The organism is Stenotrophomonas sp. LARHCG68 (genome assembly GCF_052871705.1).
Genome location: NZ_JBIXJV010000007.1, coordinates 70,668 through 83,436 on the forward strand (window position 1 = coordinate 70,668; position 12,769 = coordinate 83,436).

The window sequence follows — 12,769 nt, forward strand, 5'->3', positions numbered from 1 at the left end:
GCTCACCATGACTCTTCGCATCGCCTACGTCACCAGCGGCATGGGCAGTGTCGGCACCGCCATCTGCCAGAGCCTGGCCCGTGCCGGCCATACCGTGGTCGCCGGTTGCGCGCCCAATTCCCCACGCAAGGCCAACTGGTTGCGCGAGCAACGCGAGCAGGGCTTCGACTTCATCGCCTCCGAGGGCAACGCCACCGACTGGGCTTCGACCAGCGCGGCGTTCGCCAAGGTGCGCGCCGAGGTCGGCGAGATCGACGTGCTGGTCAACAACGCCGGCGGCAGCCGCGACGTGCTGTTCCGGCAGATGAGCCCGGAAGACTGGAACGCGGTGATCGCCTCCAACGTCAACGCCCTGTTCAACATCACCAAGCAGGTGGTCGAAGGCATGAGCCAGCGTGGCTGGGGCCGCATCATCAACATCGGCTCGGTCAGCGCGCACAAGGGCCAGATCGGGCAGGTGAACTACGCCACCGCCAAGGCCGCGATGCACGGGTTCACCCGCGCCCTGGCCGCCGAAGTCGCCGCGCGCGGCGTCACCGTCAACACGCTCTCGCCGGGCTACATCGCCAGCCAGGCGATCAGCAGCTTCCCGCCGGACGTGCTCGACCGGCTGGCCGCCTCGGTGCCGGTGCGTCGCCTTGGCCGCCCGGAGGAAGTCGCCGCGCTGTGCACCTGGCTGGCATCGGATGACGCGGCTTACGTGACCGGTGCCGACTATGCGGTCAACGGCGGACTGCACATGGACTGATCCTGCTTCATTTCCCCCGGCACGCCGCGCTGCTCCTCAGCGCGGCTTTTTCCTGCGTGTTCATGGACTGCGGAAGTGGCGCATCGCGCGTTCACCGCGCTGCCGTAAACAAGCTTTCATGTTGGTTTTCCATAGTGGCCGCGCACCTGTTTCACCGCGCCCTCCCCCACGCCACGGACCGACATGCAGACCCGACACCTGAGCCTTGCCATCCTTGCCGCGCTGACTTCCGCGCCGCTGTACGCCGCCACCCCCGAGGACGTGGGCGAACGCACCGACGCCACCGCGGCAACCGCCGCCAGCGCCAGCGCGCAGACCCTGGACGCGGTCTCGGTGATCGGACGCGGCGAAACCCGCCAGGTGCAACGCATCAGCGAAGTCGACAAGCTGGTGCTGCCGCCCGGCAGCAGTGGCCAGAAGATCCTCGACCGCCTGCCCGGCGTCTCGGTGCAGTCCAACGACGCCTTCGGCGCCAACGAGGAATCACAGACCATCAGCCTGCGTGGCTTCGACAAGAACCGCCTGGGCTATACGCTGGACGGCATCCCGCTCGGCGACAACAGCTACGGCAACTACAACGGGCTGAGCATCGCTCGCGCCATCATCGGCGAGAACCTGGCCGGTGCCGAGCTGGCGCAGGGCATCGGCTCGCTGGGCGTTGCCTCCACCAGCAACCTGGGCGGCACCATCCAGTACTTCTCCAGCGACCCCTCCAGCGTGTTCGGTGGCCGCGCCAGCATCACCATGGGCGAGGACAACCAGCGCCGCGGCTACCTGCGCGTGGACACCGGTGAATACAACGGCTTTGCCGCCTACGTGTCCGGCGTGCACCAGGACGCGGACATGTGGGCCGCACCCTACCAGAACCAGACCACCCGACAGTTCAATGCCAAGGCGGTGTGGAATGTCGGCGACCATCGCTTCGGTGCATTCGTCGCCACCTCGCGGGTGAGCCAGGCCAACTACGCCTACCTGTCCAAGAGCATGCTCGAGCGCGGCCTGGGCTGGGACTGGAACATCTATGCCCCGGATTGGGACCGCGCGGTCGCCGCCGCCTACTGCGCCCCGGCCACCTTCAACGCCGACCGTTGTGCGTTCGTCGATGGCGTCAGGAGCATCGACGATGCGTACTACCAGAGCCGCGCCCTGCGCGATGACAACCTGTACGCGATCGACGCCGACCTGCGCGTGGCCGAGCAGGGCCGCCTGAAGCTGCTCGCCTACCACCACGAGAACCGTGGCCAGGGCCATTGGTGGGCACCGGGCCAGCCCTCCTATCCGGGCACCGACAAGATGCTGCCCATCTCCATCCGCAGCACCAACTACACCATCAACCGCCAGGGCGTGACCGCCGCACTGTCCTGGACGCTGGGTATCCACGAGCTGGAAGCCGGGCTGTGGTGGGAACAGAACGACCACAACGTCGAGCGCAACTTCTACTACATCAGCGGCCCGTTCCTGGACGACGTCTACCTCAACCACCCGGACCGCCGCCTGTTCGACCAGGACTACGACATCCGCACGCGCCAGTTCTACGTGCAGGACCGCATGCGCTTCATGGACGACCGCCTGGTCGTGGACCTGGGCATCAAGAGCCCGAACACGCGGATGCGCGCCGTCGCCAGGCCGGGCACCGAGACCAAGCTCGCCTCCGGCACCCTGACCGCCAAGGAATCGGTGCTGCCGCAGCTGGGCGTCGGCTTCAAGCTCACCCCGAACAACGAGCTGTTCGCCTCGTATGCGGAGAACATCGCCGCCTTCGTCGGTGGCGGCAGCGGCGGCCCGCTGCAGGTGTCGCCGGAATCGTTCGCCGCCAGCGCCGGGCTGGAGCCGGAGAAGTCCAGGACGCTGGAAGCCGGCTTCCGCACCTTCGGCGAGAGGTACCAGGCCTCGCTTGCCGCCTACGCGGTGAAGTTCGACAACCGCCTGCTCTCGCTCAACCCGTGTTCGAGCATCGAAGTCGGCACCCGCCCGGAATGCGTCACCCGTTTCATCAACGTCGGCTCGGTGAAGAGCCACGGCGCGGAGCTGACCTTCATCCTAAAGCCCGTCGATGGCCTGCAGTGGTACAACGCGCTGTCGTGGAACAAGTCCACCTACGAGGACGACTACCTCTCCGGCGGCCAGGTGGTGCCGGTGGCCGGCAAGATCACTGTCGATACGCCGCAGCGGATGGCCTCCAGCGAACTGAGCTGGAACCACGATGGCTGGTTCGCCAGCCTGCGCGGCAAGTACACCGGCAAGCGCTACTACACCTACACCAACGACCAGTCGGTGCCGGGCGTGACCACCTTCGACGCCGGCTTCGGCTACACCTTCGGCCCCGGACTCGGCCTGCAGGACCTGAAGGTGTCGATGAACGTGACCAACCTGACCAACAAGCGCTACGCCGGCCAGCTCAGCTCGTTCGCCCCGACCGACCCGACCGGCACCCGCTACGCCATCCACGCCAGCGCGCCGCGCCAGGTGTTCATGACGCTCAGCGCGGGGTTCTAGGCCAAACGACCAGCCGGCAGACGGCCCGGCCTGAACCCCCTCCCTTCTGCGTCGCAGAAGGGAGGGTTGCGGCGGGAACACGCCCGAGCCGCCACGCGGCAGCCCCGCTCCCCTCAGATGAACAGCCCCCGGTCCCGTCGATGAGCCCCCGGCCCCAGTCCTATACACTGGCCGCCGTTTTGCCTCTGGTTGGTCATCGTCATGCTTCACGCGCAGGTTCACCTCACCCTTCCCGTCTGGATCCACGACGCCGTCGATTGCGACCGCGCGTATACCGGCGACGAGGCCAAGGTGGCCCTGGCCGTGGAGCTGTCGCGGCTGAACGTCGAGCACGGCACCGGCGGCCCGTTCGGTGCGGTGGTGTTCGGCCCGGATGACAGGGTCATCGCCGCCGCGGTGAACCGCGTGGTGCCGCACGCCACCTCGCTGGCACACGCCGAGAACATGGCCTACATGCTGGCCCAGCAGAAGCTCAACACGCCGCGCCTGAACGCGCTGCTGGCCCCCATCACCCTGGCCACCTCCTCGCAGCCCTGCTGCCAGTGCTATGGCGCCACCGTGTGGGCCGGCATCGACCGCCTGTTGATCGGCGCCAGCGCCGCCGACGTGGAAGCGCTCACCCCGTTCGATGAAGGCCCGCTGCCGGCCAATTGGGTCGGCGAGCTGAACAAGCGCGGCATCGAGGTCGTGCAGGGCCTGCAGCGTGACGCCGCACGCGCGGTACTGGCCCACTACGGCCAGAACGAAGGCGCACGCTACTGATTCCCGACGCCCCGCTCCCACCGGAAGCGGGGCTGCGATGAACCGCTGACGCGACCTGCCAGCAGCGTCGCCAGTGCCTTCGCCCACCGCTGCACCACCGCCACTCCACCTGCCCTCCACCAAGGACTTCCATGACCGGCCTGCTGTGCTACTGCCGCCAGGGTTTTGAACCCGAACTCGCTGGCGAGTTGAACGAACGCGCCGGCGCGGCGGGCATCGCCGGCTATGCGCGCACGCAGCGCAACGACGGCTATGTGGTGTTCGTCACCGACCAGGCCGCCGAACTGGACCAGCGCCTGGCATGGCGCGAGCTGATCTTCGCGCGCCAGAAACTGCGCGTGCTGGCCGAGTTGCCGCAGCTGGACCCGTCCGACCGCATCACCCCGATCATCGCCGCGCTCGAAGGCCAGGCGCGTTTCGGTGACCTGTGGGTCGAGCACCCCGATTCGGATGCCGGCAAGCCGCTGGCCGGGCTGGCGCGCAGCTTCGGCAACGCGTTGCGCCCGGCGCTGCGCAAGGCCGGCCTGCTCACCGACAAGCCCAATCCCAAGCTGCCACGCCTGCACGTGGTGTTCGTCGATGGCACGCATGCCTTCGTCAGCGTCGCCGACACCCGCGACAGCGCACCGTGGCTGCTCGGCATCCCGCGCCTGAAGCTGCTGCCCGACGCGCCCTCGCGTTCGGCCCTGAAGCTGGAAGAGGCGCTGATGACCCTGCTCACCCCGGAAGAACGGGAGGCGCTGGTCAAGCCGGGCATGCGCGCGGCCGACCTCGGCGCGGCACCGGGCGGCTGGACCTGGGTGCTGACCCGCCAGCACGTCCAGGTGCTGAGCATCGACAACGGCCCGTTGCGCCAGCACGTGCTCGATACCGGGCTGGTCGAACACCTGCGCGCCGACGGCTTCCATTGGCAGCCGGAGACGCCGTTGGACTGGATGGTCTGCGACATGGTCGAACAACCCCGCCGCGTCGCCGAGCGCATGGCCACCTGGCTGCGCCAGGGCTGGTGCCGGCACGCCATCTTCAACCTCAAGCTGCCGATGAAGAAGCGCTGGGACGAAACCCGCCTGTGCCTGGACCTGTTCGCCGAGCAGGCCGGCAAGCCGCTGACCCTGCGCGCCAAGCAGCTGTACCACGACCGCGAGGAAATCACGGTCTTCGTCACGCCCGCCTCGCGCTGAGCGTCGCGGGCCCGGCCCGCCTGCCCCAACAGGCGGGCGAGCGCGCAGCGGCTACCATGACGGCGTGCCCTGAAACGGAGTCCGCCATGTTGCGTTCGTTCCTGTTGCTCGTCGCCCTGCTCGCCGGCAGCGCCTGCAGCGCCCCGGCCACCACCCATCCCCCTGTCGCGGCGCCCACGCCGGCCCCCCAGGCAACGGCGGTGATGATCGACCAGAGCTGCCGCACCGATGCAGACTGCACGGTGAAGGATGTCGGCAATTGCTGCGGCTATTACCCGGCCTGCGTCAACGTCAACAGCCCCACCGACCCGAAGGGCGTGCAGGCCAGCTGCCAGGCACGCGGCATGATGAGCGTCTGCGGCTTCAGGGAGATCAGCGGCTGCAGCTGCGTGCAGGGCAAGTGCGCCGCCCGGGAGGCCGAGGCCGGTTCACTGCGGCGGCCACTGCAGATGGATGGCCAACGCTGAGCGGGAATGCCGCGCGGTTGCCTCCGCAACCACCGCCCGCGTGCACGACGTGCTCTGGCACACTGCCCCGGACCGTGAACCCGAGGATGCCGCCATCGCCCGCCCTGCCCGCCTGTCCCGCGTCGTTGCTTCCCTGAGCCTGCTGCTGGCCGGCAGCGCCTGCGCCGCCGCGCCGTTCCTGGTGCGCGACCATGTGGGCGACGGCGTGTTCACCGCCGGCATCGAGGGCCCGGCCACCGGCCCGGACGGCGCGCTGTACGTGGTCAACATCGGCAAGGACGGCACCGTCGGCCGGGTGAACGCCGACGGCATCGCGGAGACCTTCCTCACCCTGCCCACGGGCAGCGTGGGCAACGGCATCCGCTTCGGCGCCGATGGCCGCATGTTCATCGCCGACTACGCCGGCCACAACGTGCTGCAGGTGGACCCGTCCACGCGCGCGGTCACGGTGTTCGCGCACCTGCCCGATGCCCACCAGCCCAACGACATCGCGCGGGCACCGGATGGCACGCTGTACGCCAGCGACCCGGACTGGGCACGCCCGGACAACGGCCAGCTGTGGCGGATCGACCGCGACGGCACCGTACACCTGCTCGAACGCGGCATGGGCACCACCAACGGCGTGGAAGTCAGCCCGGACGGCGCCCGGCTGTACGTCAACGAGAGCGTGCAACGCAACGTATGGGTCTACGACCGCGCCGCCGACGGCAGCATCGCCAACAAGCGCCTGCTGGTCCGCTTCGCCGACCATGGCATGGACGGCATGCGCTGCGACGTGGACGGCAACCTCTACATCGCCCGCTACGACGCCGGCGTGGTCGCGATCGTGTCCCCGGCCGGCGAGCTGCTGCGCGAGGTGCCACTCACCGGCCGCAAGCCGACCAACGTCGCCTTTGGCGGCACTGACGGCCGCCAGGTCTTCGTGACCCTGCAGGACCGTGGCGCGGTGGAAACCTTCCTTGCCGAGCGACCGGGGCGTGAATACGGCGGGGCACCGCTCCGGTCTCAGCCTGTGCCATCGCGATAAGGCATCCTGTAGTCCTTCCGGGAGGACCACGATGCAAGCAATCGAACTGAAGGATCCGGCGGCGTTCGGCAATGAGTTCCTGCGGCTGACGCTGCTGCAGGGCTTCCAGTCGCTGACCAAGCGTGACCTGGAACTGTTGATCTTCGTGCTGCTCGAACGCGACGGCAGCATCGACCGCAGCGAATCCAATGCCGCGGTGGCGCTGCGCCTGCGGGTCACCCCGGCCAAGGTCAAGGGACTGCGCCGCGACGGCTACGCCCGCTGGCGGGCGCTGGTGCCCGAGGAGGGCGAGGCCGCGCTGCAGCGCATCGTCGCCGGCGTGCTGACCGAAGCCAACCTGCGCTCGGGCGCCAAGCACGTCAGCGAACGCAGCCGCAAGGAAGGCTTCCTGGCCATCCGCATCGAGCACCCGGATGACGCGCAGCAGTTCGAGCAGGCGATCCTCGACGTCGGCGCGATCCCGGTCTACGAGCGCAACCGTGAGGTGGTGGCGGTGCGTTTCGACACGCTGGTGCAGATCGCCGAGCGCTGGAACTACCTGCAGCCCGATCCCCAGGCCACGCTGGCGGCATTGAAGAAGCTGGCGCCGGCCTCCGAAGAGGTCGCCGATCTGCTGAAGAAGGACGTCAAGCAGCTGCGCTGGGACGACGCACGCCGCGCACTCAACAGCCTCGGCGCAAAGGCGGTCAGCTCCACCGTCGAGGGCGGCCTGCGCGGGCTGCTGAAGCTGGTGTTCCCCTTCATTCCGGGCTGAGCGGCCGGCATCGGGTTCACCGGCCCGCACCTGCGGGCTACCATCACCGCGGCGGCGCGCGTCCCGCGCGTGCCGGCTGCCTCCCCTGGATCACGTGAGCCGTTTGATGACCTGCCCGTTTCCCGCCCGCCTTGCCCTGTCGCTGTTGCTGGGCGCTGGCACCTTCGCCGCGTTTGCCCAGCAGCGCCCTGCCCCGGCCGTCAGCACGCCGCTGACCGAGGTGCCGGTCAACGTGCGCGAACAGCCGCTGTCCAGTGGCCGCGTCACCCATGCCGTGCAGGTGCGTACCGAACCCGGCCAGGCCCCGGTGACGATCCGCTCGATCCAGCCGGACACCGTGGCCGGCAACTACCGCATTGATTTCACCGCGCTGGACCTCGATGCCGATGGCTTCATCAGCCGCGCCGAAGCACAGGCCAACCCGGCGCTGGCCGATGAGTTCAATGCGCTGGACACGGCCCGTCGCGGCAAGCTGTCACGCGAGCAGCTCGCCGGCTGGCTGAAGCCGTAGCCGCGCCCCTGAGCGTGAGGCGGGCCATCGGACCGTCCCCGGGGTTCGCGGCCGAGAGGAAATCCCTGCGCACTGCCTGTTGTCTATCGGCTTCGCGGCCGAGGCCGCGCCTACAGGCCCGAGGCGCGCTTCCAGAACAGTGACAACAACGGCGGCATCCTGCCGGCCATGCCCAGCAGGGCACCACGGGCCAACGTCAGGTGCATCTCGTCGTTGGAGAACACCTTGTTGATCGCATCGAAGCTGTAGGCGGCCACGGTGTTCTCGCTGCGCCGCGTGCGCACCCAGCGTTGCAGGCGGTGCGGCGTACTCCACTCCTGGCGACGTTGCCGGGCATCACGCACCAGCTCACGCAGGCCGGCCACGTCGCGCAGGCCCAGGTTCACGCCCTGCCCGGCCAGCGGGTGCACCACGTGCGCGGCATCACCCAACGTCAGCACGCGCCCGGCGACATAGCCCTTGGCCAACTGCCGGCGCAACGGGAACGCGGCGCGCGGTGAGGCCACCTTCATCTGCCCCAGCCGGCCGGCGAAGGCGTTGGTCAACTCCCGCTCGAACGCCGCATCCTCCAGCGCCAGCACCCGTTCTGCCTCGGCATCGGGCAAGGTCCATACGATCGAGCTGCGGTACTTGTCGTAGGGCAGCACCGCGAGCGGGCCGGTATCAAGGAAACGCTGCCAGGCCGTTGCTTCGTTCGGTCGCTCGCTGTCGATGTAGCCCACCACGCCGCGCTGGCCGTAGTCGTGCCGGCTCACGTCCAGCCCGGCCAGCGTGCGCAGGGTGGATTCGGCCCCGTCGGCGGCAATGGCAATGGCCGCCTCGATGCGGCGGCCATCGTCCAGGCGCAGGCGCACGCTGCCGGCGTCCTGTTCCATTTCCACCACCTTGGCCGGGCAGTACACCTGCACGCCGGCGGCCGGCAACGCCGCCCACAGGCGGTCGACCAGCAGGCCGTTCTCGACGATCCAGCCCAGCTCGCGCCGGCCCAGCGTGTCCGCATCGAAGGTCAGGTCACCGCCGCCGCCCGCGTCCCACACGCGCATGCGCCGGTAGGCGCAGACATGCCCACGCTCAACCTGCGACCAGACCCCCAGCGCATCCAGCAGCGCCGCGTTGTCGGCGGCGAAGGCGAACACGCGCAGGTCCGGCCGCTGCGCCGACCACGGCGGCGGCTCGCGACCTTCCACCAGCGCCACCTGCAGGCCTTCCTTCGCCAATGCCAGCGCACAGGCACCGCCCACCACGCCACCGCCGACCACCACTGCATCCCATTGCCCGCGACGGCTCATCGCGCTTCACTCCTGCACAACTCGGGCACCTGCCCACGGAATCCCATCGCACCGCCCACCAGGAACGATTGCAGCGGCGCGGCCTGCGCGGCGGCCACCAGGCCCAGACTGCGCAACGGCCGCATCAGCGGCGAGGCATTGCTGGTCAAGCGGGCCAGGCCGTCGGAGAAGGCCAGGGTCTGCTCGCGGTCCGGGCCGCGGCGCTGCACATAGGCCTGCAGCAGTGCATCAGCGCCCGGGTCCATTGCGCCATCGGCAATCAGTTCGGCCAGGGTCAGCGCATCGCGCAGGCCCAGGTTGAAGCCCTGCGCGCCCAGCGGATGGATGGTCTGCGCGGAATTGCCGAGCAGCAGCGCGCGTTCGCCTACCAGCTTCCTGGCCAGCACCTGGATCAACGGGTACGCACTGCGCGGCCCGCTCTCCAGCAGCCGCCCGGCGCGCCAACCCACCGCGTCCTGCAGGCGCGCCAGCCAGGCGCGCTCATCCAGGGCCAGCACCGCATCGGCCTGGTCGCGGGCCACGCCATGGACCACGCCGTAGTGGCGGTCCCCGCGCGGCAGCAGGGCGGTCGGGCCGGTATCGGTGAAGCGTTCGTAGGCACTGCCATCCGGCGCCTTGGCCGCGCGGACGCGGGCCACGAACAGGGTCTGCGCGTAGTCGTGCTCGGTCACCTCGATGCCCAGTGCGTCACGCACCGCGCTGCGGGTACCGTCGGCCCCGACCACCAGCCGGGCCCGCAGGCGACGTTCGCCGTCCGCCTCGGCGATGACCACCTCCCGGTAGCCATCGCTGCCGGCGCCCAGCCCGACGAACCTGGCCGGGCGATAGCGGGTCAGCTGCTGCAGCTCGCCCAGCCGGGCTTCCAGTGCATCGCCAAAATCACGCGCCACCACCACCTGGCCGAACGCCTCGCGGCCGTAATCCTCCGCGCGCATCACCACCCGGCCGAAATCCCCGGCGCGGCTGACATGGATGCGGCGGATCGGCCCGCCCGGGTTGCCCAGCCGCTGCATCACGCCCAGCGCGGTCAACGCGTTGACCGTGGCCGCGGCGAAACTGAGGTTGCGCTGGTCGAACACCGCCGGCAACGCCCCACCCGGCGTGGCTTCGACCAGGCCCACGTCCAGCCCCAGCCGGTCCAGCGCAATGGCCAGGCTGGCCCCGACCAGGCCACCACCCACAATCACTACGTCATGGTTCTTGCTCATCCCGCCATGATACGGGCTCGCCCGCCCGCTTCGACCCCGGCCCGTCCGCGGCCGGACGCCGGTTCACCCCCAGTCCGGCTAGAATGGCCTCCTGATTAACGGGAACCGACCATCCATGACCGCCAACGTCCAACGTGCCTTCATCCTGTCCCTGCTCGTGCTGCTGATGGCCGGCACCCGCATCAACCATTTCGCGCCGATCCCCGACGCCTCCTGGGCGGTGTTCTTCATCGGCGGCTTCTACCTGCGCGACTGGACCCGCTGGGCCTTCCCGCTGCTGATGGCACTGGCGGTGGTGGTCGACTGGGCGGTGATCAGCAACCAGGGCATGAGCTTCTGGCAGCACTACTGCGTCTCGGCCGCCTACTGGATGCTGGTGCCGGCCTACTTCGCGATGTGGGCCGGCGGCATGCTGTTGCGCCGCTTCCACAAGGCTGCCAGCTGGCAGTCGCTGGGCCTGCTGGTGGCCAGCCTGGTCGGCTCGGTCGCGCTGTGCCACCTGATCGCGCAGGGCAGCTTCTACTGGATCAGCGCCTCGGTCGCCGACCCGACCGTCGCCGGCTGGGCCAAGAACTACGCCGACTGGCTGCTGCCCTACCTGCGCACCGCCGCCCTGTACACCGGCGCCGCCGCCCTGGTCCACGTCGTCGTGGAAGCCGTTGCCAAGCAGCCGGCCACCGGCCGCGTCGCCCACTGAGGGCGGCGTCGGCATGGGCAACCGTCTCTCCAGGATCTATACCCGCACCGGTGACGATGGCAGCACCGGCCTTGGCGATGGCAGTCGCACCGGCAAGGATTCGCTGCGGGTCAACGCCTACGGCACCGTCGACGAGGCCAACTCGGCCATCGGCGTGCTGCTGGCGGTCTCCCTGCCCGACGACGTGCGGGCACTGCTGACCACCATCCAGCACCAGCTGTTCGACCTGGGCGGGGAGCTGTGCATCCCCGGCCACGCCGCCATCCACGCCGCCGACATCGACGCGCTGGAGCAGCATCTGGACCGCTACAACGACGACCTGCCGGCGCTGAAGGACTTCATCCTGCCGGCCGGCGGCGAAGCGGCTGCCCGCTGCCACCTGGCGCGCACCATCGTGCGCCGCGCCGAGCGCGAGACGGTGGCGCTGGCCCGCCAGGAAGACATCCGTGGCGAGGCGGTGCGTTACCTGAACCGCCTGTCCGACCTGCTGTTCGTGCTGGCCCGGGTGCTGGCCCGCGCCGACGGCCATGGTGAAGTGCTCTGGAACCACGAACGCCGGCGCGGCTGATCCCTCCTTCCCCCTCCCAGGACGCCGCGCAACGCGCGGCGCCGACGGTCCAGAGTGCGGCCATGCTGGTATTCACCCACCCCGCCTGCCTTGAACACGACCCCGGCATCGACCATCCGGAGTCCCCGGAGCGCCTGCACGCGGTGATCTCGGCGCTGCGCGCCGAATTCCCGGACCAGCTGGAATGGCGGCAGGCACCGGCGGCCAAGCTCGGCGAGCTGGCACGGGTGCACAGCCGCGAACTGATCGACGACATGCTGCGCGCCCAGGTCGCCCCGCTGCGCCGCATCGACCTGGACACCTTCACCTCGCCCGGCTCGGCCAGCGCCGCCCTGCACGCCGCCGGCGCCGGGGTCGCCGCCGTGGACGCGGTGATGCTGGAGGACGACCGCCGCCACGTGTTCTGCGCGGTGCGCCCGCCCGGCCACCATGCCACCGCCGATACCGCGATGGGCTTCTGCCTGTTCAACAACATCGCCGTGGCCGCGGCCTATGCCCGCGACAAGTACGGCCTGGAACGCATCGCCATCGTCGATTTCGACGTCCACCACGGCAACGGCACCCAGGCCATCTTCGAGGCCGACCCCAAGGTGGCCTACTACAGCACCCACCAGTCGGGCCTGTTCCCGTTCTCCGGCAGCATGCGCGAGCGCGGCGTGGGCAACGTGTGCAACATCCTGCTGCCGCCGGGCAGCGGCGGCTTCCGCTTCCGCAACACCTGGGCCGACGACATGCTGCCGCAGATCGAAGCGTTCCAGCCCCAGCTGTTGTTCATTTCCGCCGGCTTCGACGCCCACATGCGCGACCCGCAGGCCGACCTTATGGTCGAGACCGAGGATTTCGGCTGGCTGACCCGTGAGCTGGTCACCCTGGCCGAGCGCCACGGCAGCGGACGGGTGGTATCGATGCTGGAGGGCGGCTACGACCTGCAGGCCCTGCGCGAATGCAGCGTCGCCCATGTCCAGGCCCTGCTGCCATCGGCCTGATGGATGAACCCGACCCGGCTCCGCCGGGTGCCCTTCATTGCCCCCATGCAGGCGATGCGGCAAGCTAGCGGCCGT

At 69.5% G+C, this 12,769-nt stretch carries 13 protein-coding genes; 11 read left to right on the plus strand and 2 right to left on the minus strand.

The annotated features are described in order from the left end of the window. Positions 1–7 precede the first annotated feature (7 nt). The 8 genes from phbB (at position 8) to ACIPR8_RS17925 (ending at position 7,946) form a co-directional block, all read left to right on the plus strand. A complete protein-coding gene (gene phbB / locus ACIPR8_RS17890) occupies positions 8–748 on the plus strand; it encodes an acetoacetyl-CoA reductase (RefSeq protein ID WP_192286640.1) in 741 nt (246 codons plus the stop codon). A gap of 183 nt (positions 749–931) precedes the next feature. Beyond that, the gene (locus ACIPR8_RS17895; protein WP_446541892.1) at positions 932–3,244 is read left to right on the plus strand and encodes a TonB-dependent receptor; all 2,313 of its coding nucleotides are present in this window, start codon (positions 932–934) and stop codon (positions 3,242–3,244) included. 201 nt (positions 3,245–3,445) lie between these two features. Then, entirely contained in the window at positions 3,446–4,006 is a 561-nt protein-coding gene (locus ACIPR8_RS17900; protein WP_313252633.1) for a nucleoside deaminase, read from the plus strand. Positions 4,007–4,137: 131 nt separating this feature from the next. Next, a complete protein-coding gene (gene rlmM / locus ACIPR8_RS17905; protein ID WP_132864937.1) occupies positions 4,138–5,187 on the plus strand; it encodes a 23S rRNA (cytidine(2498)-2'-O)-methyltransferase RlmM in 1,050 nt (349 codons plus the stop codon). Between the two features lie 86 nt (positions 5,188–5,273). After that, complete coding sequence (locus tag ACIPR8_RS17910) at positions 5,274–5,654, plus strand: hypothetical protein (RefSeq protein ID WP_446541893.1); 381 nt, start codon at positions 5,274–5,276, stop codon at positions 5,652–5,654. Continuing rightward, the gene (locus ACIPR8_RS17915; RefSeq protein ID WP_446541894.1) at positions 5,641–6,681 is read left to right on the plus strand and encodes an SMP-30/gluconolactonase/LRE family protein; all 1,041 of its coding nucleotides are present in this window, start codon (positions 5,641–5,643) and stop codon (positions 6,679–6,681) included. The genes ACIPR8_RS17910 and ACIPR8_RS17915 overlap by 14 nt, the downstream gene beginning before the upstream one ends. 31 nt (positions 6,682–6,712) lie before the next feature. Then, positions 6,713–7,435 (plus strand): hypothetical protein, encoded by a 723-nt coding sequence (locus ACIPR8_RS17920; protein ID WP_192286645.1) that lies wholly within the window; start codon positions 6,713–6,715, stop codon positions 7,433–7,435. Positions 7,436–7,541: 106 nt separating this feature from the next. Further along, a complete protein-coding gene (locus ACIPR8_RS17925; RefSeq protein ID WP_446541895.1) occupies positions 7,542–7,946 on the plus strand; it encodes an EF-hand domain-containing protein in 405 nt (134 codons plus the stop codon). A gap of 110 nt (positions 7,947–8,056) precedes the next feature. On the opposite strand, the gene ACIPR8_RS17930 is transcribed toward ACIPR8_RS17925, so the two are convergent. Further along, positions 8,057–9,235: a UbiH/UbiF family hydroxylase gene (locus ACIPR8_RS17930; protein WP_446541896.1), complete on the minus strand. Its 1,179-nt coding sequence runs from the start codon at positions 9,233–9,235 to the stop codon at positions 8,057–8,059. Further along, positions 9,232–10,443: a 2-octaprenyl-6-methoxyphenyl hydroxylase gene (gene ubiH / locus ACIPR8_RS17935; RefSeq protein ID WP_446541897.1), complete on the minus strand. Its 1,212-nt coding sequence runs from the start codon at positions 10,441–10,443 to the stop codon at positions 9,232–9,234. The genes ACIPR8_RS17930 and ubiH overlap by 4 nt, the downstream gene beginning before the upstream one ends. Positions 10,444–10,558: 115 nt before the next feature. On the opposite strand from ubiH, the gene ACIPR8_RS17940 reads away from it, so the two are divergent. From ACIPR8_RS17940 to ACIPR8_RS17950, 3 genes are all read left to right on the plus strand, one after another. Next, complete coding sequence (locus tag ACIPR8_RS17940) at positions 10,559–11,140, plus strand: hypothetical protein (RefSeq protein WP_132864943.1); 582 nt, start codon at positions 10,559–10,561, stop codon at positions 11,138–11,140. A gap of 13 nt (positions 11,141–11,153) precedes the next feature. Further along, positions 11,154–11,708: a cob(I)yrinic acid a,c-diamide adenosyltransferase gene (locus ACIPR8_RS17945; protein ID WP_446541898.1), complete on the plus strand. Its 555-nt coding sequence runs from the start codon at positions 11,154–11,156 to the stop codon at positions 11,706–11,708. A gap of 62 nt (positions 11,709–11,770) precedes the next feature. Continuing rightward, positions 11,771–12,694: a histone deacetylase family protein gene (locus ACIPR8_RS17950; protein WP_132864945.1), complete on the plus strand. Its 924-nt coding sequence runs from the start codon at positions 11,771–11,773 to the stop codon at positions 12,692–12,694. Positions 12,695–12,769: the final 75 nt, after the last annotated feature.

Coding starts and splice junctions, on each gene's coding strand:
- ACIPR8_RS17925 (WP_446541895.1), top strand. CDS start 7,542: ATGACCTGCCCGTTTCCCGCCCGCCTTGCCCTGTCGCTGTTGCTGGGC.
- rlmM (WP_132864937.1), top strand. CDS start 4,138: ATGACCGGCCTGCTGTGCTACTGCCGCCAGGGTTTTGAACCCGAACTC.
- ACIPR8_RS17930 (WP_446541896.1), bottom strand. CDS start 9,235: ATGAGCCGTCGCGGGCAATGGGATGCAGTGGTGGTCGGCGGTGGCGTG.
- ACIPR8_RS17950 (WP_132864945.1), top strand. CDS start 11,771: ATGCTGGTATTCACCCACCCCGCCTGCCTTGAACACGACCCCGGCATC.
- ACIPR8_RS17945 (WP_446541898.1), top strand. CDS start 11,154: ATGGGCAACCGTCTCTCCAGGATCTATACCCGCACCGGTGACGATGGC.
- ACIPR8_RS17920 (WP_192286645.1), top strand. CDS start 6,713: ATGCAAGCAATCGAACTGAAGGATCCGGCGGCGTTCGGCAATGAGTTC.
- phbB (WP_192286640.1), top strand. CDS start 8: ATGACTCTTCGCATCGCCTACGTCACCAGCGGCATGGGCAGTGTCGGC.
- ACIPR8_RS17915 (WP_446541894.1), top strand. CDS start 5,641: ATGGCCAACGCTGAGCGGGAATGCCGCGCGGTTGCCTCCGCAACCACC.
- ACIPR8_RS17900 (WP_313252633.1), top strand. CDS start 3,446: ATGCTTCACGCGCAGGTTCACCTCACCCTTCCCGTCTGGATCCACGAC.
- ACIPR8_RS17910 (WP_446541893.1), top strand. CDS start 5,274: ATGTTGCGTTCGTTCCTGTTGCTCGTCGCCCTGCTCGCCGGCAGCGCC.
- ubiH (WP_446541897.1), bottom strand. CDS start 10,443: ATGAGCAAGAACCATGACGTAGTGATTGTGGGTGGTGGCCTGGTCGGG.
- ACIPR8_RS17940 (WP_132864943.1), top strand. CDS start 10,559: ATGACCGCCAACGTCCAACGTGCCTTCATCCTGTCCCTGCTCGTGCTG.
- ACIPR8_RS17895 (WP_446541892.1), top strand. CDS start 932: ATGCAGACCCGACACCTGAGCCTTGCCATCCTTGCCGCGCTGACTTCC.